Genomic DNA, 21,943 nt, shown 5'->3' with positions numbered 1-21,943 from the left:
CGTACGCTGGGCCCCACGATGAGACGCACCGCACACCCGCCCCCCTCGCCCCTCCCCCAGCGCCTCGGCATCGACCCGGTCCGCCTGCGGCTCCCCGAGGGCGAATGGCCCGACCTCGGCAGCTACCTGCGGGCGCACTACCGGGGCGGCGCGGGCGAGGCCGCCATCGACCGGCTGCTGCGCGACGGCCGGGTGTACGGCGCCGAGGGCCCCCTCTCCCCCGAAGCCCCGTACCGCCCCGGCGACCACGTGTGGTTCCACCGGGAGCTGCCGCCCGAGGCGCCCGTGCCGTTCCCCCTGCACGTCGTCCACCGCGACCCGCACCTGCTGGTCGTGGACAAGCCGCACTTCCTCGCCACCACCCCGCGCGGCAGCCACGTCACGCAGACCGCCCTCGCGCTGCTCCGGCACCGGCTGGGACTCCCGGAGCTCAGCCCCGCGCACCGGCTGGACCGGCTCACGGCCGGCCTGGTGATGTTCAGCGTCCGCCGCGAGGACCGCGGCGCCTACCAGCAGCTGTTCGCCGGCCGCCGGGTCGGCAAGGAGTACGAGGCCCTGGCCCCGTACGAGCCTTCGCTCGCCCTCCCGCGCACCGTCCGCAGCCGCATCGAGAAGACCCGCGGCGTGATCGCCGCCGCGGAACTGCCCGGCGAGCCCAACGCGGAGAGCCGCGTCGAACTCCTGGAGCACCGCGGCCCGCTCGGCCGCTACCGGCTGACCCCGGCCACCGGCCGCACCCACCAGCTGCGGGTGCACATGAACTCCCTCGGCCTGCCGATCCTCGGCGACCCGGTGTACCCGGAGGTCACCGACCCGGCCCCGGACGACTACCGGCGCCCGCTCCAACTGCTGGCCCGGGTGCTGGAGTTCACCGACCCGGTGACCGGCACGGCGCACCGCTTCGAATCCGGCCGGACCCTTCAGGCCTGGGACGACCCCGAGGGCTGGGCCGACGGGAGACCGCAGGAGGCTGCCTGAGTCAGTCCCGCTATCCGCAGCGCCGCGTCGGCGGTCGCCTCGGCGAACTCCACGGCGGAGCGCCCGGGATCGGAGCCGCGGATCAGGATCACGCCCTCGATCAGTCCGAAGACGAGGTCGTTGCGCAGCACCAACTCGTCCTCGTCACCGGCGAGTTCCTCCCCCACCGGGGTGAGTCGCAGCAACTCCCGGTAGGCAGCCTTGAGTTCGTCGCGGATCCGGCGGAAGCCGGCGAAGCTCTCGCCCCGCACCTCGGGCAGCAGGTAGAGGGCGCCCAGGTTGTGCCGTCCGCCGCACAGCAGCAGCACGTCCGAGCGGCACAGCTCCCACAGCCGCTCGGCGGCCGGCCGCGCGGTGTCGGCCACCATCCGCCGGGCCACCGCGAGGGAGGGACTGACCGTCGACTCCAGCAGCTCGACGAGGAGTTCCTCCTTGCCGCCGAAGTAGTGGTACATCGTGGCCTGCCGCATTCCGGCCAGCTGCGCCACGGCCCGGGTGGTGGTGGCCGCGTACCCGCGGCGGGTGAACAGTTCGGCCGCCGCCCCGAGGAGTTCCTCCCGGGGCGGCACCCCGCTGTCCGCGCGCTGGTCGGCGCGCGGACGCCCGACGCGACGACCAGTTGATTCCATGGCCCGATCGTCGCACAACGCACGGAAGACCGATCATGACAAGAGCACCATCAGGCCATTCTCCGGTTCGGAGGAACAGCCGAAGGGGCTCAGCCCACGGAGCTGTAGGCCACCACACCCCGCAGCAGCGCGTCGACGGCCTTGCGAGCGTTTCTGGCCACCGTGGAGCCCTCGGCGGGCGCCGCGGCCGCGATCTGGCCCAGGACGTCGATGACCTGCTTGCACCAGCGCACGAAATCGCCGGCCGGCATCTCCGCCTCGCGCAGCACCTCGTCGAGGCTCTTGTCCGAAGCCCACTGGTACGCGGCCCAGGCGAAGCCCAGGTCGGGCTCGCGCTGACCCACGCCTTCGGCCTGATTGATCCGGTGCTCCTCCTCCAGGGCGTCGAGCCGCCCCCAGATCCGCACCATCTCGCCCAGCGCCGCCTTCACGGCCCCGCCCGGCACCTTCGGGGCAACGGCGTCGTCCGACTGCCGCGCCTCGAAGACCAGCGCCGAGACGCAGGCGGCCAGTTCGGCCGGCTCCAGGCCCTCCCAGATGCCGGCGCGCAGGCACTCGGAGGCGAGCAGGTCGAGCTCGCCGTAGAGCCGGGCCAGCCGCCTGCCGTGCGGGGTGACCTCGTCCTCGCGCAGGTAGTCCAGCTCGGTGAGCAGGGCGTGGATCCGGTCGAAGGTGCGGGCGATGGTGTTCGTCCGCCCCTCGATGCGCCGCTCCAGCTGCCTGGTGTCGCGCTGGAGGCGGTGGTACCGCTCCGCCCAGCGGGCGTGGTCCTCGCGCTCGTCGCAGCCGTGGCAGGGGTGCGCCCGCAGCTCGGTGCGCAGCCGGGCGATCTCGCGGTCGTCCGCCGCGGCCGCCCGTCCCCGCTTGTGGCGGTCCGGCACGATGTGGCCGGCCTTGGTGCGCAGGGCCGACGCGAGGTCCCGGCGGGACTGCGGGGAGCGGGGGTTGAAGGACTTCGGGATACGCATCCGCTCCAGTGCCTCCACCGGCACCGGGAAGTCGATGGACGCGAGCCGCTTGACCTGCCGCTCGGCGGTCAGCACCAGCGGTCGCGGGCCCTCCTGGTACTCGAAGCCGCGGTGGCCGTTGGACCGGCCGCCCGGCACGCCCGGGTCCAGCACCAGCGCGAGCCCGGCGAACTTGCCGGTGGGCACGTGGATGACGTCGCCCGGCTTGAGCTTCTCCAGGGAGGCCGCGGCCTGGGCGCGCCGCTGGGCGGCACCCTGCTTGGCCAGTTCGGTCTCGCGGTCCTTGAGGTCGCGGCGCAGCCGCGCGTACTCGGCGAAGTCCCCGAGGTGGCAGGTCATGCCCTCGCGGTAGCCGGCCAGGCCCTCCTCGTTGCGCTGCACCTGCCGGGAGATCCCGACGACCGAGCGGTCGGCCTGGAACTGCGCGAAGGAGGTCTCCAGCAGCTCCCGGGACCGGTGCCGCCCGAACTGCTGCACGAGGTTGACGGCCATGTTGTACGAGGGCTTGAAGCTGGACCGCAGCGGGTACGTGCGGGTGCCCGCGAGGCCCGCGAGGGCACCCGGGTCCATGCCGCGCTGCCACAGCACCACCGCGTGGCCCTCGACGTCGATGCCGCGCCGGCCGGCGCGGCCGGTGAGCTGGGTGTACTCGCCGGGCGTGATGTCGGCGTGCTGCTCGCCGTTCCACTTGACGAGCTTCTCCAGGATCACCGTGCGGGCGGGCATGTTGATGCCCAGCGCCAGGGTCTCGGTGGCGAACACGGCCTTCACCAGACCGCGGACGAACAGCTCCTCCACGACCTCCTTGAAGGTCGGCAGCATGCCCGCGTGGTGGGCGGCGATGCCGCGCTCCAGCCCCTCCAGCCACTCGTAGTAGCCGAGCACGTGCAGGTCCTCGGCGGGCAGGGAGGCGGTGCGCTCCTCGACCAGCTCGCGCACCCGCAGGCGCGCGGCGTCGTCGTTCAGCCGCAGCCCCGCGTACAGGCACTGCTGTACGGCGGCCTCGCAGCCGGCCCGGCTGAAGATGAAGGTGATGGCGGGCAGCAGGCCCTCGCTGTCGAGGCGCTCGATGACCTCGGGGCGGCCGGGCGTCCAGATGCGGCTGCGGGAGCGGCGCTCCCGCTCGCGGTCGGCCTCGCGGACCATCTTGCCGCGGCGCCGGTCGCGCGGGTTGTACGTCTTGCTGTTCTCCATGCGCGCCATGCGCAGCAGGTCGGGGTTGACCTCGCGGCGGGCGGAGCCGCGGCCGCCGTGGTCGCTCTCCTCCTCGAAGAGGTCGTAGATCCGGCGTCCGGCCATCACGTGCTGCCAGAGCGGGACCGGCCGCTCCTCGGAGACGATCACGGCGGTGTCCCCGCGCACCGTGTCGAGCCAGTCGCCGAACTCCTCGGCGTTGGAGACGGTGGCGGAGAGGGAGACCAGGGTCACCGACTCGGGGAGGTGGATGATCACTTCCTCCCAGACGGCGCCGCGGAAGCGGTCGGAGAGGTAGTGCACCTCGTCCATGACCACGTACCCGAGGCCGAGCAGCGACTGGGAGCCGGCGTACAGCATGTTGCGGAGCACCTCGGTGGTCATGACCACGATGGGCGCTTCGCTGTTGACGCTGTTGTCGCCGGTGAGCAGGCCGACCTTCTCCGCGCCGTAGCGCTTGACCAGGTCGGCGTACTTCTGGTTCGACAGGGCCTTGATCGGGGTGGTGTAGAAGCACTTGCGGCCCTGGGTGAGGGCCAGGTGCACGGCGAACTCGCCGACGATGGTCTTGCCAGAGCCGGTGGGGGCGGCGACGAGCACGCCCTTTCCGGCCTCCAGGGCCTGGCAGGCCTCGATCTGGAAGGGGTCGAGCCCGAAGTCGTAGAGCTCGCGGAAGGGGGCCAGGGCAGTGGCCTCCTCTGCGGCGCGGATCCGGGAAGCGGCGTACCGCTCGGCGGGTGAGAGGTCCTCTGTCATCTTGTCTCCGAGCCTACCCGGCACCTCTGACACGCGGCGCGATCTTTATTGAAGGGGTGACGAACCATGACGAAGGGCACGGACGGTTCGTGGAAAACCGTCCGTGCCCTCTGCGTACCCGTACCGCGCCGGACCGTCACCCGCCGGCCGCCCCTCGTTCGGGCGGTGCCGCCGGGGACCCGGCTCAGGTCGCGTCGTCGTACCCGTTGATCCGGCTCCGGCCGCCGTCGGACTGCTCGGGCAGGGCGGCCGGCGCCCCGACCGACTCGACCTCCCCGATCGTCTCCGGGGTGAGGTCCAGGTGCGACGCCTCGTCGTCGTCCAGGCCGGCGTCGGGGTTGTTCCGCCGCCGCCGTCGGTCGTTGAGGAGGCAGACGCCCAGCGCGATGAAGTACAGGGCGACGATCGGCGCGGCCAGCGAGAGCATGGTCAGCGGGTCGCCGGTCGGGGTCGCGAAGGCCGAGAAGACCGTGATGCCGATCACCATGGCGCGCCACCAGCCCGCCAGCCGCCTGGCGGTGAGCACCCCGGTGAAGTTCAGCAGGATCAGCAGCAGCGGCAGCTCGAAGGCGAGGCCGAAGACCACGACCATGCGCGTCACCAGGTCGAGGTAGTCGTCCACCGGCAGCAGGTTCCGCGCGTGCTCGGGGGTGAACTCGAGCAGGATCTGCGCGGTCTGCGGGAGGATGTTGTACGCGAGGACCGCGCCGCCGAGGAAGAGCGGGGCGCCGACCAGCACGAAGCTGATCGCGTACCGCTTCTCGTGGCCGTGCAGGCCGGGGGCGATGAAGGCCCACAGCTGGTACAGCCAGACCGGTGCGGACAGCACGACACCGGCCGCGAGGGACACCTTCAGGGCGATCGAGAACGGTGCGATCAGACCGTTGACGGTCATGTCCGCACACGGTCGCCCGTTGCGCTGGGTGACCACGCCGTCGGTGCAGCCGACCGACTCCAGCATCGGCCGGAGCATGAAGTCGATCAGGTCCTTGTAGAAGACCGCGGCGACCACCGTGATCACCAGGATCACCAGGACCGACTTGAGCAGGCGGTTCCTCAGCTCGCGGAGGTGCTCCGCGAGCGGCATCCGCCCCTCGGCGTCCTTCTCCTGCTTCTCCTGCTTGCGGGCAGACTTGAGCAACCCACGTCCCTCGTCTCGTGCGCGGCCAACAGCTGGGCGGAGCTGCGGTGTCAGCTCTGGGCGGTGCGGTTCGGCTCGCTGACCGGGCGGGAGCTGCTGACGTCACCGGGCGCGGCCTGGATGGTGCGCGGGGCGGCCTGCTGCGCGGCGGACGGGTCGGCGGCCGGCTCGGCGGGCACCTCGTCGTCCTTCTTCATGGCCTTGGCCTCGCTCTTGAGGATGCGGGCCGACTTGCCGAGGGAGCGGGCCATCTCGGGGAGCTTCTTGGCGCCGAACAGCAGCAGGATGACAGCGATGATCAGAACGATCTCGAGGGGCTTCAGATTGCCGATCATGTGTGGCTTCCTTATCACCGGGGCGGCTGGAGTGGTGCGGACGCCGGTCCGGACGGACGTCCGGCAGCGGCGCACTGTGAAGGATCGTAACCCGCACCGGTGAACGCCTTGCAATCCCCTGGCGTCTTCCCGATTGCGGGGCGCATTCCGTGATCCGCCGGATCCGCAGGTCAGGACAGGGGGCCGCCCGCCCTGGCCAGATCGGCGGCCGCGCTCTCCAGGTCGCCCGCCGCGCCGGCGATGCGACGGCTGGCGTCGTCCACCTGCCGGGCCAGCCGCCGGACCTCGACGTACACGCGGACGGCGAGGGCGCCCAGGACGGCGAGTCCGAGGAACCCCAGGGCAATTGCGAGCATCGGCCAGAGCATGGGCTGAGCCTAACCGGCCCGGTGGCCCGTCCCGGACGGCCCGGCTCCGCCGGACCCCGCGGACGCGGGGCGGTGCACCCGCCCCGGCCGGGCTACACGCTGCGCAGGGTGCTGACCCCGCCGCCCGTCAGGAGTTCCACGATCCGCTCGCCGGCCGGCTTGCGGACGGCCACCCCGCACTCGGGGCAGGTGAAGGAGTAGAAGGTGCTCCGCTTGCTGCCGCCGATGGCCAGCCGCAGCGCCCCCGCGTGGAGCTCGAAGCGGGCCCGGCAGTCCGGGCAGGCGGCCTTGAACAGCACCTGCTCGACCGCCGCGGACAGCGCGGCCACCCCCGGCATTCCCGGCGTCATCCGCGGATCCCCCTCCGTGTCCGTCTCGGTGTCGTGTTCGGTGTGCCGGCCCCGGGCCGGCCGGTGTGCGGTGTGCCGTCGTACGGCGGGTCCGCGTCCGGCGCCCGGCTCCGCTTCCCCGCGCCGGGCCGCCCGCGGGGGCCGCCCGCGGGGGGCCGCCCGCCCGCCGCGGTGCCGGGTCAGTGCGCGTCGTACGCGGCGAGTGCCTCGGCCGCCGCCCGCCGGGCGCTGTCCGCCAGCTCCGCCGGGGCGACGATCCGCCCGTCGGCGCCGAGCCGCAGCGCGAGCCGGCGCAGGGAGGCCGGGTCCGGGGTCCGCAGGGTGATCCGCAGGCCGCCGTCGGGCAGCTCGCGGGCGCTGTCGTGCGGGTAGTACTCGGCCACCCAGCGCCCGCCGGGACCGACCTCGACGACCACCTCGGGGTCCTCGGCCGAGGGCTGGACCAGCCCCTCGGACAGGTCCCGCGGCTCGATGGCCGGCGGCTCGGCCCGCTCGTCGAGGAGCCGGATCTCGGCCACCCGGTCGAGCCGGAAGGTGCGCCGGGCCTCGGAGAGGTGGCACCAGCCCTCCAGGTACGTGTGGCCGACGGCGAACAGCCGGATCGGGTCGACCTCCCGCTCGGTCAGCTCGTCCCGGGCCGGCGAGTAGTAGCGCAGCCACAGCCGGCGCCGCTCGGAGATCGCCCGGTCCACGTCGGCGAACACGCCGCCCTCGGACTCGAAGGTCACGTTCAGCCGGGAGCTGGCTCCCGCCGCGTCACCGGCGGCGCCCTCCAGCTTCGCGGTGGCCCGCAGCAGGGCCTCCCGGTCGCTCTCGCGCAGCCCCGGCAGGGTGGCCACCGCCCGCGCGGCCACCAGCAGGGCGGTGGCCTCGTCGGCGGCGAGCCGGAGCGGCTCCGCGGTGGACTCCCCCGACGCGTCGGGATTGCGCCACCAGATCCGCTCGCCGTCGGTGTCGATGTCCAGCAGGTCCCCGCCGCGGAAGCTGGTCCCGCACATGGGCAGCACGTCGAGGTCCGAGATCAGCTCGTCCTCGCTGATCCCGAAGGCCCGGGCGACGTCCGCGATGCGCGCCCCGGGGCGTTCCCGCAGGTACGTCACCAGGGACAGCATCCGGCGCGTCTGGTCGATGGCGTTGGCGGCCATGTCGTACGAGTCCCCCTCAGCCCTTGGCGACGGCGCGCAGCCGGTCCACCACGTCCGCCCGCAGGTCCGCGGGCTCCAGCACGATCACGTCCGGCCCGAACTCGACCAGCCAGGCGTCCAGTCCGTGCCCGTACGGGATCTCCAGCTCGTCCCAGCCCCCGCCGGCGTCCCGCACGGCCGTGGCCCGGGCGCGCAGCGGGTAACCGGCGCCCTGTCGCAGCCGGATCCGCGCCGAACGGTCGGCGGTCTCCCCGGCCCAGCCCGCGACGGTCTCGCGGACGGTCACCACGTCCGGCACCTCGGCCGTGTACTTCCCGGCCCGCGACTTCACCTTGCCGGTGATGCGCGACAGCCGGAACACCCGCTCCGCACCGCGCTCCCGGTCGAAACCGGCCAGGTACCACTGCCCGCGCCAGCACTCCAGCGCCCAGGGCTCGACCTGCCGCTGCTCCGGGCGCACGGAGTTGGACTTGCGGTAGTCGAAGGTCACCGGCCGCCGGTCCCGGCAGGCCAGCATCAGCGGCTCGAACGCCGCCTCGTGGACCGGGATGCGCGGCTCGATGGCGCTGTGCTGGCCCTCGTACGGGTCCTCCGCCTCCGGCATGCCCGCGGCGCGCAGCTTCTGCAGCGCCCCGGACGCGGCACCCGCCAGCCGGGCCTGCTGCCACACCTTGGCCGCGAGCCCGAGGGCCGCCGCCTCCTCGGCGTCGAGCGACACCGGCGGCAGCCGGTTGCTGTCGCGGCGGGCCAGGTAGCCGATCTCCCCGTCCAGGGCCTCGACCGTCTCGATCACCAGGCCCAGCTCGCGCAGGTCGTCCTTGTCCCGCTCGAACATGCGGTTGAAGGAGTCGTCGTTGCCCGCCTCCATGTAGGCCTCGATGGAGCCGCGCAGCTCCCGCTTGCTGAGTGGTCGGCGGGTGCCGAGCAGGCACAACGCCAGATTCATCAGCCGCTCGGCCTTGGCAATCGCCACGACGCCCCTCGCCCCTCTCATCGTGCTTGTGACCGTTGACCGTACCGCCCCTTCGGCCTGGGACAAAAGCGAGGGACCCCCGCCGTAAGGCAGGGGTCCCACAACGGTCGCGAACGAACCGATCAGACGGCGACCAGGTCGCAGACGAAGATCAGCGTCTCGCCCGGCTGGATCACGCCACCGGCGCCGCGGTCACCGTAGGCCAGGTTCGCCGGGATCGTCAGCTTGCGACGGCCGCCGACCTTCATGCCCTGGACGCCCTGGTCCCAGCCGGCGATGACCTGGCCGACACCGAGCTGGAACTGCAGCGGCTGGCCGCGGTCCCAGGACGCGTCGAACTGCTCACCGGTGGAGAAGGCCACGCCCACGTAGTGGACCTTGACGACGTCGCCCTTCTTGGCCTCGGCACCCTCGCCGACCCAGATGTCCTTGATCTCGAGCTCGGTCGGGGCCGGGCCCTCCGGGAAGTCGATCTCGGGCTTCTCGATGCTCACAGCACTTGCTCCTCAAACTTGCGAACTGGGCAACCGGGACAGTCTGCCATCCCGGGGCGCCCCGCTACTTGATCTGCAGGATGTCCAGCGCGAAGACCAGCGTGGAATTCGCCGGAATGCCGCCCTGCTCCTTGTCGCCCAGGCCCTGGTCCGGCGGGATGACCAGCAGGATGCGGCTGCCCTCCTTCTTGCCGGCGATGCCGTCCTTGAGGCCCTTCAGCGTCAGCTGGCCCAGCGGGAAGGTCTGCGTGGTGTTCTGGGCGTAGGTGCTGTCGAAGACCTTCCCGTCCTTCCACAGCTTGCCGACGTACTTCACGACCACGCTGTCGGTGGGCTTCACGACCGCGCCGGAACCCTCGATCACGTAGTTCGAGACCAGCTTCTTCGGCGGGTCGTTCTTCGGGATGTCCAGCGCCGGGGCCTTGCCGTCGGTGTTGGTGCCGACCTGCGGCAGCGTCTTGTCGTCCTGCGGGACGACCGTGCCCTTGGCGGACGCCGGGACCGGCTTGGGCGTCTTGCCCTCCAGGATGTCCACCACGAACACCAGCGTGGCGTTGGGCTTGATGTCGCCCTGGCCCGAGGCGCCGTAGCCCATGTCCGGCGGGATCACCAGCTCGACGCGGCTGCCGACCTTCTGGCCCTCGAGACCCTGGTCCCAGCCCTTGATGACGCTGCCCGCGCCGATCGCCAGCGCGAACGGCTCACCGCGGTCGAAGCTGTTGTCGAAGGGCTTGTCCTCGTCCCACTCCTGGCCCAGGTAGTTGACCTTGGCCTCGTCGCCCTTCTTCAGCTTCGGGCCCTTGCCCTCGCTGATGACCACGACCTTCAGGTCCTTCGGCGGAGTGCCCACACCCTTGGCGAGGGTCGGCTTCTCCCCGAACTTGGCACCGGCGGTGATCGCGGGCACCCCGTTCGTGCTCTCTACGGTGGCGGAGTCGGAGCCCTTGTCGTCACCGCACGCCGCTGTCGACAGCAGCAGGAGGGGGACGACCAGCAGGCCGGCAAGTCGGCGCACGTGTTCCTCAGATCTCTAACGGCACATCGGTCGCCGCCACTCTAAGGCGTAGCAAGGGCCCCGTACGAGGAAGCTACGGGGCCCCTGCGCCACGACCCGGCCGCCCGGCCGGCCTACATCCCGGCGATCAGCTTCTCCACGCGGTCGTCCACCGACCGGAACGGGTCCTTGCACAGCACGGTGCGCTGCGCCTGGTCGTTGAGCTTCAGGTGCACCCAGTCGACCGTGAAGTCCCGGCGCTGCTCCTGGGCCCGGCGGATGAAGTCACCGCGCAGCCGCGCACGCGTGGTCTGCGGCGGCACCGACTTCCCCTCGAAGATCTTGATGTCGTTGCAGATCCGCGCGGCCTGGCCCTTCCGCTCCAACAGGTAGTACAGGCCCCTGCGGCGGTGGATGTCGTGGTACGCGAGGTCTATCTGCGCCACCCGCGGGTTGGACATGGTCATGTTGTGCTTGGCGCGGTACCGCTCGATGAGCTTGTACTTCATGACCCAGTCGATCTCGGTCTCGATCCGGTCGAGCTCCTCGGCCTCGATCGCGTCGAGGGTACGGCCCCACAGCTCCAGCACCTGCTCGACCGTGCCCGTACGGATCCCGCGGCGCTCGACGAAGTCGACCGCCTTGTCGAAGTACTCGCGCTGGATCTCCAGCGCCGACGCCTCCCGGCCGCTCGCCAGCCGGACCTTGCGCTGACCGGTGATGTCGTGGCTGACCTCGCGGATCGCCCGGATCGGGTTCTCCAGCGTGAGGTCGCGCATCACCGTGCCCGCCTCGATCATCCGCAGCACCAGGTCCGTCGCGCCGACCTTCAGCAGCATCGTCGTCTCGGACATGTTCGAGTCGCCCACGATGACGTGGAGGCGGCGGTACCGCTCGGCGTCCGCGTGCGGCTCGTCGCGGGTGTTGATGATGGGCCGGGACCGCGTCGTCGCGGAGCTGACGCCCTCCCAGATGTGCTCGGCCCGCTGGCTCACGCAGTACACGGCGCCGCGCGGCGTCTGCAGCACCTTGCCCGCGCCGCAGATGAGCTGCCGCGTCACCAGGAACGGGATGAGAATGTCCGCGAGCCGCGAGAATTCCCCGTGCCGCGCCACCAGATAGTTCTCGTGGCAGCCGTACGAGTTCCCCGCCGAGTCCGTGTTGTTCTTGAACAGGTAAACGTCGCCCGCGATTCCCTCCTCGTGCAGGCGGCGCTCTGCGTCGACGAGCAGGCCTTCGAGAATGCGCTCGCCCGCCTTGTCGTGGGTGACCAGTTCGGTCACGTTGTCGCATTCGGGAGTTGCGTATTCCGGATGCGAACCCACGTCGAGATACAGGCGGGCGCCGTTCCGCAGGAAGACATTGCTGCTGCGGCCCCATGACACGACACGGCGGAAGAGGTAGCGCGCCACTTCGTCAGGAGACAGTCGGCGCTGTCCCCTGAACGTGCACGTGACGCCGTACTCGTTCTCCAGCCCGAAAATGCGGCGGTCCATGTCTGAACATTACGCCTTCAGCCCTGCTCGCAAACCGGGTTCGGCGGCGGCGTTCCGATCATTTTCGGATCAGCCCGCGGAAACGCCCGCCTCCGGGCCCACCACGGCCTCCTCCGCACCCGCGCCCGCGGGCGAGCCCGCCACGCGCCGCGCCCGCCCCGGACCGCCCAGCACCCGCTGAGTGCCCATCAGAACCAGGAACGCCGCCGCACCTCCGGCCACCGCCACGCCGAAGCTCGCCGCCGTGCCCGCCAGTTCCACCACCGGACCCGCCGCCGCCGTACCGATCGCCGCGCCCACCCCGAAGAACGTCACCAGCCACGAGAAGGCCTCCGTCACCGTGCCCGCGGGCGCGTGCCGGTCCACCACGACGAAGGCACAGGCCAGCGACGGCGCCAGGAACACGCCCGCCAGCGCCGACAGCGCCGCCATCGGCACCGGACCCGGCGTCAGCAGCAGCGGCACGTACCCCAGCGCCAGCAGTCCCACCAGCACGGTCAGCCGCCGCTCCGCGGACCCGGCCCACTGCCGCGCCCCGTACGCCACACCGCCGACCAGGGCGCCGAGACCCAGCGCGGCCATCAGCCAGCCGTACACCGCCTGGCCGCCGTGGTCGTCGGCGTACGCGACGCCCGCCACGCTGATCGAACCCAGCGCCGACCCCACGAAGAAGAACGCCGCCAGCAGGGCCAGCAGCCCGCGCGAGCGCAGGGCCCCCAGCCAGTGCGCCTCCCGCGGCTCCGAGCGCCACTTCCGGGCCGGCTCGGACGTCACCACGGCCAGCGCCCCCAGCACGCCCAGCACGTTGATCACCATCAGCGCGGCCGCGGGGGACCAGACCGCGACCATCAGCGTCACCAGCAGCGGACCGACCGTGTACATGATCTCCTGGGCCACCGCGTCCATCGCGTACGCGGCGTGCACCTTGTCCTCACGGCCGCCGAGCACGCTCGGCCACAGCGCCCGCAGACCGCCCTCCAGCGGCGGCGTGAACAGACCCGCGACGATCGCCGCCGCGTACGCCAGCACCAGCGAGCCGGTCCCCGAGAGCGCCAGCACCCCCATCGCGAACGCGGAGACCACGGCGGCCGGCAGCTGGATGCGCGGCTGCCCGTACACGTCCACGGCACGGCCCAGCAGCGGCTGCCCGGCGGCCGTGGCCAGGCCGTAGGCGGCCGCCAGGGCGCCGGCCAGGGTGTAGCTGCCGCCCTCGGCGCGGATGAACAGCACGATCGCGATGTTCGCCGTGGCCGTGGGCAGCCGGCCGACCAGCGTCCCCGCCAGCAGCCGTGCCGCGTGCCGCGTCCTGAGGAGTTCCGCGTATCCCGCGGCCATGTGTGCGTCCCTTCCGCCGGGAACACCCCCGGGGTTTTACGTATAACGTCTCCCGTTATACGTACCATGACCACAGCCGCGGGTCCACCTCGCGCACCCACCACCAGGCACGACGGAGGCACGACGTGACGAGGCCCACCAGCCGGGACGTGGCCGCCCACGCCGGCGTCTCCCAGGCCACCGTCTCCCTCGTCCTCGGCGACAAGTGGACCGGACGCGTCTCCCGCCGCACCGCCGACCTCGTCCGCGCCGCCGCCGAGGAACTCGGCTACCGCCCCAACCTCGCCGCCCGCAGCCTCCGCCTCGGCAGCACCCGCACCGCGCTCCTGGTCGTCCCCGCCCTCACCAACGAGTTCTTCGCCCGCGTCTACACCGGCGCCGCGGCCGTCGCCGCCGACCACGGCTTCGGCGTCGTCCTCTACCCCTCACCCGACGGCACCGGCCCCGCCCGCGACCCCTTCGCCTCCGCCCGCGCCGCCCTCGACGGCGTCATCGCCTCCTCCATGGCCGCCGGAGCCCTCGAAGCCATCAAGGGCGCCGACCTCCCCCTCGTCATGCTCGACAGCGACCCCGCCGACGGCGCCGCCGCCCACGTCAACCTCGCCATCGCCGACGGCGTACGCCAGGCCGCCGGACACCTCCTCGGCCTCGGCCACCGCCACCTCCTCCACCTCGCCTCCGGCATCGACACCTGGACCTTCCGGGTCCGCGCCCGCACCCTCGCCGACACCCTCCGCGACACCCCGGGCACCCGCCTGCACACCACCCGCGCCCCGCTCTCCGTCGACGCCGCCCGCGCCGCCGTCGAGACGGCCCTCACCACCGCGGGCCCCGACCGGCCCACCGCCGTGGTCTGCGACGACGACATCCTCGCCGCCGGCGCCTGCAAGGCCGCCCGCCGCCTCGGCCTCCGCGTCCCCGACGACCTCTCCGTCACCGGCTTCGACGACCTCTCCCTCGCCACCGCCGTCGAACCCGAACTCACCACCGTCCGGCTCCCCGCGGAACAGGTCGGCCGGGAGGGCATGCACGCCCTCCTCGCCGTCCTCGACGGCCGCCCCCGGGAAACCCCCGAACTCCCCGTGGACCTCGTCGTACGCGGCTCCACGGCCCCGCCGCCGCCCCGCTGACCCCCGCCCCGCACACGCACACCCGGCCCCGGCCCGGCCCCGGACACGACGGAGCCCCGGCCGCAACCGCGACCGGGGCTCCCCCGCACTCACACCACGCGGACCACCACGCCTACTCGGCGTCCTCCGGGTCCTCGTCCTTGGACACCGCGTCCGCCTGCACCTCGGCGGGCACCTCCGGCTCCAGCAGCCGCGCCAGCTGCCGGCCCCGGATCCGCTTGAACTTCCGCTGCTGGGTCCGCGTACGGTCCAGCACCGCCACCTCCAGCCGGTCCGCGGGGATCTCCCGGTCCGCGCCGTTGGCCTGGTTCGACAGCGCCTGCACCGCCAGCTTCAGCGCCTCCGGCAGCGTCATCCCGTCACGGTGACGCTGGTCGAGGTAGCCGCTGATCTGCTCGGCGTTGCCGCCGACCGCGACCGAGCCGTGCTCGTCCACGATCGAGCCGTCGTGCGGCAGGCGGTAGATCTGGTCACCCGCGGCGGTGGTGCCCACCTCGGCGACGACCAGCTCCACCTCGTACGGCTTCTCCGCCGCGCTCGAGAAGATCGTGCCCAGCGTCTGGGCGTAGACGTTGGCCAGCCCGCGGGCCGTCACGTCGTCGCGGTCGTACGTGTACCCGCGGAGGTCGGCGTAGCGCACGCCGCCGATCCGGAGGTTCTCGTACTCGTTGTACTTGCCGGCGGCCGCGAAGCCGATCCGGTCGTAGATCTCGCTGAACTTGTGCAGCGCGCGGGACGGGTTCTCACCGACGAACACAATGCCGTCGGCGTACTGCAGCACGACAAGGCTGCGGCCGCGGGCGATGCCCTTGCGGGCGTACTCCGCCCGGTCGGCCATGGCCTGCTGGGGTGACACATAGAACGGCGTCGACACCGGCTATCCGTCCCTTCCTTCTCAGTGACGAAATCAGTGACGAATGGTCAGAGCAGCGCGGCGCGCGGCCCGTCGGGCTCCTGGAGGCGACGGTCGGTCACCCGGCGGGCCACCTCCGAGGACTCCTGGTCGGTGAGGCGTCGGAAGCCCTCGTCAGTGATGACGGTGACGATCGGGTAGATGTTCCGGTACAGGTCCGGCCCACCGGTCGCCGAGTCGTCGTCGGCGGCGTCGTAGAGGGCCTGCACGACCAGCGTCGTGGCCTGCTCCTCCGTCAGGTCCTCGCGGTACAGCTTCTTCATGGAACCGCGGGCGAAGATCGAGCCGGAGCCGGTGGCGGCGTAGCCGTGCTCCTCGGAGCGGCCGCCGGTCACGTCGTACGAGAAGATCCGGCCCTTCTCCCTGCCCTCGTCCCAGCCGGCGAACAGCGGCACCACGGCCAGGCCCTGCATGGCCATGCCGAGGTTGCTGCGGATCATCGTGGAGAGGCGGTTGGCCTTGCCCTCCAGGGAGAGGGTGGCGCCCTCGACCTTCTCGAAGTGCTCCAGCTCCAGCTGGAACAGCTTGACCATCTCGACGGCCAGGCCGGCCGTGCCCGCGATGCCCACCGCGGAGTACTCGTCGGCCGGGAAGACCTTCTCGATGTCGCGCTGGGCGATCATGTTGCCCATGGTGGCGCGGCGGTCACCGGCGAGGACGACGCCCCCCGGGAACGTCACGGCCACGATCGTCGTGCCGTGCGGGGCCTCGACGACCCCGTCCGGCAGCCGCCGGTTCCCCGGCAGCATCTCCGGCGAGTGGCTCCCCAGGAAGTCCATGAAGGACGAGGACCCCGGCGTCAGGAAGGCTGCCGGCAGACGCCCTGTGCTGTGAATGTTGGCTTCCACAGGTTTCCTTCCACGTATGCGGCTGCACGCCTTATGACGTCCGGCCGATCCTTGAACTGGCCCAATGCGGCATTACAGCTGAAGCACAGTACGCCTCGGACCTTACCCGTCTGGTGATCGTGATCAACATGCTCGGGCGGAGCGTCTTGGCAGAGGATGCAGACGCCGCCCTGAGCGGCGATCATCTCGTCGCGCTGGGACTCGGTGATGCCGTAGTGGCGCTTGAAGTACGAGGCACGGTTGCGCTGTGCCCGGCACTCACGGCAGTAGCTCGCCCACCCGTCGGAGCTGGACCTGTTGCGCTCCCAGTCCGCGTGGGGCTTGACGGTGCGGCACTGCGGACACCGCTTGTGGCCGGACGGCACAGGCACCTTCACCCGCACCGTCCGCCCCATAGCTTCCTGGCGTTTCTTGTAGTGAGCGGCCTGGCATTCGCGGCAGTACGCCTGGAGACCGTCCCGTATGGAGCGGTTACTCGCGAAGGCTTCTCGTTCCTGAACGCGCCTGCATCGCGAGCAGCGCTTCATGCCTTCGGGCACCACGTTTGCCATTCCTACCCCCCAAGCCTTCAGATCGAAGGCGCGGCCGCTCCAGCGGCTACTACTGGCCACCCTTTTGCACGAATGACCTCACGAAATCCTCGGCGTTCTCCTCCAAGACGTCGTCGATTTCGTCGAGGACGGAGTCGACGTCGTCCGAGAGCTTCTCCTGGCGCTCCTTGAGGTCGGAGCTCGCTTCCGCGGTCTGCTCCTCAACCTCTTCGGTGGAGCGCGTGGCCTTCTGCTGCCCGCCGCCGGTGTCCTTGGTCGCCATGTCTACCTCACCCCGCTACTCGGTTCGAGATCTCAAGATCAGACCCTGCTCAGACCCTACAAGGAGGGTCTGACTTTCGGTCCCGTACTTTTCGAAGGTCCGGGAGTCTCTTCCATGATTCCCGGACGTGCCGGCTTTCAGCCGCGATCGGCTGCGATCAGCCGCCCGACAGCACCCGGACCAGGTCCTCGGCGGTCCGGCAGCGGTCCAGCAGTTCCTTGACGTGGTTGCGGGTACCCCGCAGGGGTTCCAGGGTCGGCACCCGCTGGAGCGAGTCCCGCCCCGGCAGGTCGAAGATCACCGAGTCCCAGGAGGCCGCGGCGACGTCGTCCGCGTACTGCTCCAGGCAGCGGCCCCGGAAGTAGGCCCTGGTGTCCTCCGGGGGCTTGCTCTCGGCGCGCTCCACCGCGTCCTCGGTCAGGAGGCGCTTCATCTTCCCGCGGGCCACCAGGCGGTTGTACAGGCCCTTGTCGGGGCGTACGTCCGAGTACTGGAGGTCCACCAGGTGCAGCCGGGCGGCGTCCCAGTCGAGCCCGTCCCGGCGGCGGTAGCCCTCCAGGATCTCCCGCTTGGCGATCCAGTCGAGCTCGCCGGCCAGGCTCATGGGGTCGCTCTCCAGCCTGCCCAGCACGTCCTCCCACCGTGAGAGGACATCCTTGGTCTGCTCGTCCGCGTCGGAGCCGAAACGCTCTTCGACGTACTTCCGTGCGAGCTCGTAGTACTCCATCTGGAGTTGCACGGCGGTCAGCGTGCGGCCGCTGCGCAGCGTGATCAGGTGGGTCAGCCCGGGGTCGTGGGAGACCTGGTGCAGGGTGCGGACGGGCTGGTCCACGGCGAGGTCCACGGCGATGAAGTTGTCCTCGATCATCGACAGGACCAGCGCCGTGGTGCCGAGCTTGAGGTAGGTGGAGATCTCGGAGAGGTTGGCGTCGCCGATGATCACGTGGAGGCGGCGGTACTTCTCGGCGTCGGCGTGGGGTTCGTCGCGGGTGTTGATGATGGGGCGCTTGAGGGTGGTCTCCAGGCCCACCTCGACCTCGAAGTAGTCCGCGCGCTGGCTGATCTGGAAGCCGTGCTCGCGGCCGTCCTGGCCGATGCCGACGCGTCCGGCGCCGGTGACGACCTGGCGGCTGACGAAGAAGGGGGTGAGGTGGCGCACGATGTCCGAGAACGGGGTCTCCCGCTTCATCAGGTAGTTCTCGTGCGTGCCGTAGGAGGCGCCCTTGTTGTCGGTGTTGTTCTTGTAGAGGTGGATCGGCTGGGCGCCGGGCAGCTGGGCGGCGCGTTCGGCGGCCTCGGCCATGATGCGTTCGCCGGCCTTGTCCCAGAGGACGGCGTCGCGGGGGTTGGTGATCTCCGGCGAGCTGTACTCGGGGTGGGCGTGGTCGACGTAGAGCCGTGCTCCGTTGGTGAGGATCACGTTGGCGAGGCCGATGTCCTCGTCGGTGAGCTGGCTGCTGTCGGCGGCCTCGCGGGCGAGGTCGAAGCCGCGGGCGTCCCGCAGCGGGTTCTCCTCCTCGAAGTCCCAGCGGGCGCGTCGCGCCCGGTGCATCGCCGCCGCATAGGCGTTGACGATCTGGGACGAGGTGAGCATGGCATTGGCGTTCGGGTGGCCGGGGACGGAGATCCCGTACTCCGTCTCGATCCCCATTACTCGCCGTACGGTCATGCGGCCCTCCTTGCCCGGCGGCGCTCCCCTCCGGGAGCGACGCTCAAGTACCGCTGGTGCTCCGGTGCGTGTGCGGTGCCCGTCCCCGCACTGCGCGCCCGGCGGTATGGAAGAGCCTAGAGCGGCTCCGCGCTGGTGGGGAGATCATTTCAGTCATTGCCGGTGGTCCGTTTCGGGTCGCTGTGGGGGCTTCCCGGGCGGGAATGCAGTCGGCTGCGGGTGCCCTCGTGGAGGGCACCCGCAGCCGCCCTGATTTTCAGAGGTACTGACCGGTGTTCGCCACCGTGTCGATGGAGCGTCCGGTGTCCGCGCCCTGCTTTCCGGTGACGAGGGTGCGGATGAAGACGATCCGCTCGCCCTTCTTTCCGGAGATCCGGGCCCAGTCGTCCGGGTTGGTGGTGTTGGGCAGGTCCTCGTTCTCCTTGAACTCGTCCACGCACGCCTGGAGGAGGTGGGAGACCCGGAGGCCCTTCTGGTTGTGGTCGAGGAAGTTCTTGATCGCCATCTTCTTCGCCCGGTCCACGATGTTCTGGATCATGGCTCCGGAGTTGAAGTCCTTGAAGTACAGGACTTCCTTGTCGCCGTTCGCGTACGTGACTTCGAGGAAGCGGTTCTCCTCGGACTCGGCGTACATCTGCTCGACGACGGTCTGGATCATGCTGGCGACCGCGACCTGGGGCGATCCCTGGTGCTCGGACAGGTCGTCCGCGTGCAGGGGCAGGGAGGCCTTGAGGTACTTGGCGAAGATGTCCTTGGCCGCTTCGGCGTCCGGACGCTCGATCTTGATCTTCACGTCGAGCCGGCCGGGGCGCAGGATGGCCGGGTCGATCATGTCCTCGCGGTTGGAGGCGCCGATGACGATGACGTTCTCCAGGCCTTCGACGCCGTCGATCTCGGCGAGCAGCTGGGGGACGATGGTGTTCTCCACGTCCGAGCTGACGCCGGATCCGCGGGTGCGGAAGAGCGATTCCATCTCGTCGAAGAAGACGATGACGGGGGTGCCTTCGCTGGCCTTCTCGCGGGCCCGCTGGAAGACCAGGCGGATGTGCCGCTCGGTCTCGCCGACGTACTTGTTGAGGAGTTCGGGGCCCTTGATGTTCAGGAAGTAGGACTTCCCGGCGGGCTGGCCGGAGACCTCGGCGACCTTCTTGGCAAGGGAGTTGGCGACGGCCTTGGCGATGAGCGTCTTGCCGCAGCCGGGGGGCCCGTACAGCAGGACGCCCTTGGGCGGCCGCAGTTCGTGCTCCTTGAAGAGGTCGGGGTAGAGGTAGGGGAGCTCGACTGCGTCGCGGATCAGCTCGATCTGGTTGCCCAGGCCGCCGATCTTGTCGTAGTCGATGTCCGGGACCTCTTCGAGGACGAGTTCCTCGACCTCGCTCTTGGGCACGACCTCGTAGACGTAGCCGGAGCGGGCTTCGAGCAGGAGGGCGTCTCCGGGGCGGAGGACGGCGTCCAGCAGCGGCTCGGCGAGCCTGACCACCCGCTCCTCGTCGGTGTGCCCGACCACCAGGGCGCGCTCGCCGTCCTCGAGGACTTCCTTGAGGGTGACGATGTCCCCGGCCCGCTCGAATTCCATGGCCTCGACCACGTTGAGCGCTTCGTTGAGCATGACCTCCTGGCCGCGCCTGAGGTCGTCAGGTTCGACACTGGGGCTGACGTTCACGCGGAGTTTCCGGCCTCCGGTGAAGATGTCGACGGTGCCGTCCTCATTGGCTTGCAGGAAGACACCGAAACCGGCCGGCGGCTGTGCGAGCCGGTCGACTTCCTCCTTGAGCGCGACGATCTGGTCGCGGGCCTCACGGAGCGTATTGGCGAGCCGCTCATTCTGAGCGGAAACGCCCGCCAGATTCGTCTGCAGCTCGACGATCCGCTCTTCGAGAATCCTCGTGTGTCGCGGAGAGTCGGCGAGCTTGCGGCGCAGGACGGCGATTTCCTGCTCGAGATAGGCGACCTGGCCGGCGGGGTCGTCGGACCCCCGCCCCGGCCGGATGCCGCGGTTGATGTCGTCGTCGTGGGCTGCCACGGTCCTCACCTCCTCCAAGGGGAGCTGGACGCTTCCTGACCCTACCTGGGCTGGTGGTGATTGAAACCCCTAGATCACAAAGACGGTAGGGGCGTGTCCGATCTTCACCCTTGCGTACTCCCTCACGCCAAGGAAATACCCACCCATCAACATCTGAAAGCGGCCGGTTGTAAGGTCGAAGTGTTCAACACCCGTCAGGGCTGGCGCGACTTGCGTCAGGTTGGATCAGAGCGCGCAGGGAAGAGCGGGAGATATGACCGTGCAGCACGAGGTGCCCACGGGGGCGGCCGGCGAGAGCCAGGAGCCCCTGGAGGTCTGGATCGATCAGGACCTGTGCACCGGGGACGGGATCTGCGCGCAGTACGCGCCGGAGGTCTTCGAGCTCGACATCGACGGCCTGGCGTACGTGAAGAGCGCCGAGGACGAGCTGCTGCAGGAGGCCGGGGCGACCACGCCGGTGCCGCTGCCGCTGCTCCAGGACGTGGTGGACTCGGCCAAGGAGTGCCCGGGCGACTGCATCCACGTGCGTCGGGTTTCGGACGGCGTCGAGGTCTACGGCCCCGACGCGGAGTGACGGATCACACACCGTCCGGCGTGGCCGGGACCGTGCGCTCCTCCTCCAGGAACTTGCCTCCTGCCCAGCGCCATTCGGCGCGCCGGTGTACGTCGGGGCAGCAGCGGGGAACCTCCGGGGAGGAGTAGCCGATCAGCTCGGCGCGCACGGTTCCGCCGGTGACCGCGAGGGCGGTCACGCTGCGGCGCCGGGCGGGTGCGAGGAGTGTGGCGACGACGCGGGGGCGGGCCTCGGGGGTGGTGTCGCGGGTCAGTACGTAGATCCCGTGCGGCGGGGTGCCGGAGCCGGCGTCGCAGCGTACGGCGGCGACCGTCTCGGGGCGGCCGTCGCCGTCGAGGTCCCCCTGGGCGCGTGCGGTGACCGTCTCGGGGGCTCCGTGGCAGTCGAGGGGGAAGTCGGTGCCGGCGGGGTCCGGTGCGGTCGCCGCGGGTCCCTGGGCGGCCCGGGGGGTGCCGGCGGCCCGGTCGGGCTGGAGCAGTGCTGCGGTGGCGACGACGGCGGCCATGGCGGCCGCGGTGGCGACCCAGTGGACCGGACGGGTGCGTGAGTGCGCCAGTTCCGGGAGTACGGGGGTCTGCACGCGGGGTGTCTCCTGTGCGGTTCGCTGGCCGGGCTGAGGGGGAGCCAGCATCGTGCCACACCTCACACGGGGGCGGAACGGGCGGGTCCACGGGCAACGAAAAGGCGCCGTGGGGGGGGGGGGCCCCGGGGGGGGGGGGGGCCCCCCCGGGGGGGGGGGGGGGGGGGGGGGCCCGGCGGGGGGGCCGCCCCGGCGGCGCCCCCCGGCGTCGGGCGCGGGGGCCACGGATGCAACGCC

Annotated in this window: 22 protein-coding genes; 3 read left to right on the top strand and 19 right to left on the bottom strand. The window is 71.1% G+C overall.

The window, feature by feature from the left end; all coding sequences use genetic code 11:
- Positions 1-18: 18 nt before the first annotated feature.
- Entirely contained in the window at positions 19-978 is a 960-nt protein-coding gene (locus ACIQUQ_RS18615) for an RluA family pseudouridine synthase (RefSeq protein WP_403976942.1), read from the top strand.
- On the opposite strand, the gene ACIQUQ_RS18610 is transcribed toward ACIQUQ_RS18615, so the two are convergent.
- The 12 genes from ACIQUQ_RS18610 to ACIQUQ_RS18555 all read right to left on the bottom strand — a co-directional run bounded on the left by ACIQUQ_RS18610 (position 921) and on the right by ACIQUQ_RS18555 (position 13,156).
- Positions 921-1,607, bottom strand: a complete 687-nt coding sequence (locus tag ACIQUQ_RS18610) for a TetR/AcrR family transcriptional regulator (protein ID WP_403976940.1) — start codon at positions 1,605-1,607, stop codon at positions 921-923. The two genes, ACIQUQ_RS18615 and ACIQUQ_RS18610, sit on opposite strands and share 58 nt — an antisense overlap.
- A gap of 89 nt (positions 1,608-1,696) precedes the next feature.
- Complete coding sequence (locus ACIQUQ_RS18605) at positions 1,697-4,525, bottom strand: DEAD/DEAH box helicase (RefSeq protein ID WP_403976938.1); 2,829 nt, start codon at positions 4,523-4,525, stop codon at positions 1,697-1,699.
- A gap of 184 nt (positions 4,526-4,709) precedes the next feature.
- Positions 4,710-5,666 (bottom strand): twin-arginine translocase subunit TatC, encoded by a 957-nt coding sequence (gene tatC / locus ACIQUQ_RS18600; protein WP_403976936.1) that lies wholly within the window; start codon positions 5,664-5,666, stop codon positions 4,710-4,712.
- Between the two features lie 50 nt (positions 5,667-5,716).
- Complete coding sequence (tatA, locus tag ACIQUQ_RS18595) at positions 5,717-6,001, bottom strand: Sec-independent protein translocase subunit TatA (RefSeq protein WP_399947757.1); 285 nt, start codon at positions 5,999-6,001, stop codon at positions 5,717-5,719.
- 170 nt (positions 6,002-6,171) lie between these two features.
- Positions 6,172-6,369, bottom strand: coding sequence for a hypothetical protein (locus tag ACIQUQ_RS18590; protein ID WP_403976933.1), 198 nt, complete (start codon positions 6,367-6,369; stop codon positions 6,172-6,174).
- Between the two features lie 92 nt (positions 6,370-6,461).
- Complete coding sequence (locus ACIQUQ_RS18585) at positions 6,462-6,719, bottom strand: hypothetical protein (protein WP_403666016.1); 258 nt, start codon at positions 6,717-6,719, stop codon at positions 6,462-6,464.
- Positions 6,720-6,898: 179 nt separating this feature from the next.
- A complete protein-coding gene (locus ACIQUQ_RS18580; protein ID WP_403976931.1) occupies positions 6,899-7,864 on the bottom strand; it encodes a helix-turn-helix transcriptional regulator in 966 nt (321 codons plus the stop codon).
- A 16-nt stretch (positions 7,865-7,880) separates the two neighbouring features.
- Positions 7,881-8,837: a helix-turn-helix transcriptional regulator gene (locus ACIQUQ_RS18575; RefSeq protein ID WP_403976929.1), complete on the bottom strand. Its 957-nt coding sequence runs from the start codon at positions 8,835-8,837 to the stop codon at positions 7,881-7,883.
- A 122-nt stretch (positions 8,838-8,959) separates the two neighbouring features.
- Entirely contained in the window at positions 8,960-9,331 is a 372-nt protein-coding gene (locus ACIQUQ_RS18570; protein ID WP_403976927.1) for an FKBP-type peptidyl-prolyl cis-trans isomerase, read from the bottom strand.
- Positions 9,332-9,395: 64 nt separating this feature from the next.
- Positions 9,396-10,346: an FKBP-type peptidyl-prolyl cis-trans isomerase gene (locus ACIQUQ_RS18565; protein WP_403976925.1), complete on the bottom strand. Its 951-nt coding sequence runs from the start codon at positions 10,344-10,346 to the stop codon at positions 9,396-9,398.
- Positions 10,347-10,459: 113 nt separating this feature from the next.
- Positions 10,460-11,821 (bottom strand): Pup--protein ligase, encoded by a 1,362-nt coding sequence (gene pafA, locus ACIQUQ_RS18560; protein WP_399947771.1) that lies wholly within the window; start codon positions 11,819-11,821, stop codon positions 10,460-10,462.
- Between the two features lie 69 nt (positions 11,822-11,890).
- Entirely contained in the window at positions 11,891-13,156 is a 1,266-nt protein-coding gene (locus ACIQUQ_RS18555; RefSeq protein WP_403976923.1) for an MFS transporter, read from the bottom strand.
- 125 nt (positions 13,157-13,281) lie between these two features.
- On the opposite strand from ACIQUQ_RS18555, the gene ACIQUQ_RS18550 reads away from it, so the two are divergent.
- Positions 13,282-14,286 (top strand): LacI family DNA-binding transcriptional regulator, encoded by a 1,005-nt coding sequence (locus tag ACIQUQ_RS18550; protein ID WP_403976921.1) that lies wholly within the window; start codon positions 13,282-13,284, stop codon positions 14,284-14,286.
- Positions 14,287-14,398: 112 nt separating this feature from the next.
- Here ACIQUQ_RS18550 and prcA read toward each other — a convergent pair whose 3' ends face one another.
- From prcA to arc, 6 genes are all read right to left on the bottom strand, one after another.
- Positions 14,399-15,160, bottom strand: coding sequence for a proteasome subunit alpha (prcA, locus tag ACIQUQ_RS18545; protein ID WP_403976919.1), 762 nt, complete (start codon positions 15,158-15,160; stop codon positions 14,399-14,401).
- Between the two features lie 47 nt (positions 15,161-15,207).
- Entirely contained in the window at positions 15,208-16,047 is an 840-nt protein-coding gene (prcB, locus tag ACIQUQ_RS18540; RefSeq protein WP_403976917.1) for a proteasome subunit beta, read from the bottom strand.
- Positions 15,999-16,598, bottom strand: coding sequence for an endonuclease VII domain-containing protein (locus ACIQUQ_RS18535; protein WP_403976915.1), 600 nt, complete (start codon positions 16,596-16,598; stop codon positions 15,999-16,001). Before ACIQUQ_RS18535 ends, prcB begins: the two co-directional genes overlap by 49 nt.
- Before the next feature lie 49 nt (positions 16,599-16,647).
- Positions 16,648-16,860, bottom strand: coding sequence for a ubiquitin-like protein Pup (locus ACIQUQ_RS18530; protein WP_365106107.1), 213 nt, complete (start codon positions 16,858-16,860; stop codon positions 16,648-16,650).
- Between the two features lie 157 nt (positions 16,861-17,017).
- Positions 17,018-18,529, bottom strand: a complete 1,512-nt coding sequence (gene dop, locus ACIQUQ_RS18525) for a depupylase/deamidase Dop (protein ID WP_399947782.1) — start codon at positions 18,527-18,529, stop codon at positions 17,018-17,020.
- Positions 18,530-18,785: 256 nt separating this feature from the next.
- The gene (arc, locus tag ACIQUQ_RS18520; protein WP_399947784.1) at positions 18,786-20,552 is read right to left on the bottom strand and encodes a proteasome ATPase; all 1,767 of its coding nucleotides are present in this window, start codon (positions 20,550-20,552) and stop codon (positions 18,786-18,788) included.
- Positions 20,553-20,805: 253 nt separating this feature from the next.
- On the opposite strand from arc, the gene ACIQUQ_RS18515 reads away from it, so the two are divergent.
- Complete coding sequence (locus ACIQUQ_RS18515) at positions 20,806-21,126, top strand: ferredoxin (RefSeq protein ID WP_403976911.1); 321 nt, start codon at positions 20,806-20,808, stop codon at positions 21,124-21,126.
- A gap of 4 nt (positions 21,127-21,130) precedes the next feature.
- On the opposite strand, the gene ACIQUQ_RS18510 is transcribed toward ACIQUQ_RS18515, so the two are convergent.
- Positions 21,131-21,706, bottom strand: coding sequence for a hypothetical protein (locus ACIQUQ_RS18510; RefSeq protein ID WP_403976909.1), 576 nt, complete (start codon positions 21,704-21,706; stop codon positions 21,131-21,133).
- Positions 21,707-21,943: the final 237 nt, after the last annotated feature.

The organism is Streptomyces sp. NPDC101118, from assembly GCF_044759445.1.
Lineage (GTDB): Bacteria > Actinomycetota > Actinomycetes > Streptomycetales > Streptomycetaceae > Streptomyces.
Note: the sequence above shows the minus strand (reverse complement) of the source record. Positions and strands in the feature narration are given on the sequence as shown.

Excerpts from the sequence above, each read along its gene's own strand:
- ACIQUQ_RS18555 (WP_403976923.1), bottom strand. The coding sequence starts at position 13,156 with ATGGCCGCGGGATACGCGGAACTCCTCAGGACGCGGCACGCGGCACGG.
- pafA (WP_399947771.1), bottom strand. The coding sequence starts at position 11,821 with ATGGACCGCCGCATTTTCGGGCTGGAGAACGAGTACGGCGTCACGTGC.
- ACIQUQ_RS18585 (WP_403666016.1), bottom strand. The coding sequence starts at position 6,719 with ATGACGCCGGGAATGCCGGGGGTGGCCGCGCTGTCCGCGGCGGTCGAG.
- dop (WP_399947782.1), bottom strand. The coding sequence starts at position 18,529 with ATGACCGTACGGCGAGTAATGGGGATCGAGACGGAGTACGGGATCTCC.
- ACIQUQ_RS18590 (WP_403976933.1), bottom strand. The coding sequence starts at position 6,369 with ATGCTCTGGCCGATGCTCGCAATTGCCCTGGGGTTCCTCGGACTCGCC.
- ACIQUQ_RS18610 (WP_403976940.1), bottom strand. The coding sequence starts at position 1,607 with ATGGAATCAACTGGTCGTCGCGTCGGGCGTCCGCGCGCCGACCAGCGC.
- tatA (WP_399947757.1), bottom strand. The coding sequence starts at position 6,001 with ATGATCGGCAATCTGAAGCCCCTCGAGATCGTTCTGATCATCGCTGTC.
- ACIQUQ_RS18605 (WP_403976938.1), bottom strand. The coding sequence starts at position 4,525 with ATGACAGAGGACCTCTCACCCGCCGAGCGGTACGCCGCTTCCCGGATC.
- ACIQUQ_RS18535 (WP_403976915.1), bottom strand. The coding sequence starts at position 16,598 with ATGGCAAACGTGGTGCCCGAAGGCATGAAGCGCTGCTCGCGATGCAGG.
- ACIQUQ_RS18515 (WP_403976911.1), top strand. The coding sequence starts at position 20,806 with ATGACCGTGCAGCACGAGGTGCCCACGGGGGCGGCCGGCGAGAGCCAG.
- ACIQUQ_RS18615 (WP_403976942.1), top strand. The coding sequence starts at position 19 with ATGAGACGCACCGCACACCCGCCCCCCTCGCCCCTCCCCCAGCGCCTC.
- ACIQUQ_RS18580 (WP_403976931.1), bottom strand. The coding sequence starts at position 7,864 with ATGGCCGCCAACGCCATCGACCAGACGCGCCGGATGCTGTCCCTGGTG.
- ACIQUQ_RS18530 (WP_365106107.1), bottom strand. The coding sequence starts at position 16,860 with ATGGCGACCAAGGACACCGGCGGCGGGCAGCAGAAGGCCACGCGCTCC.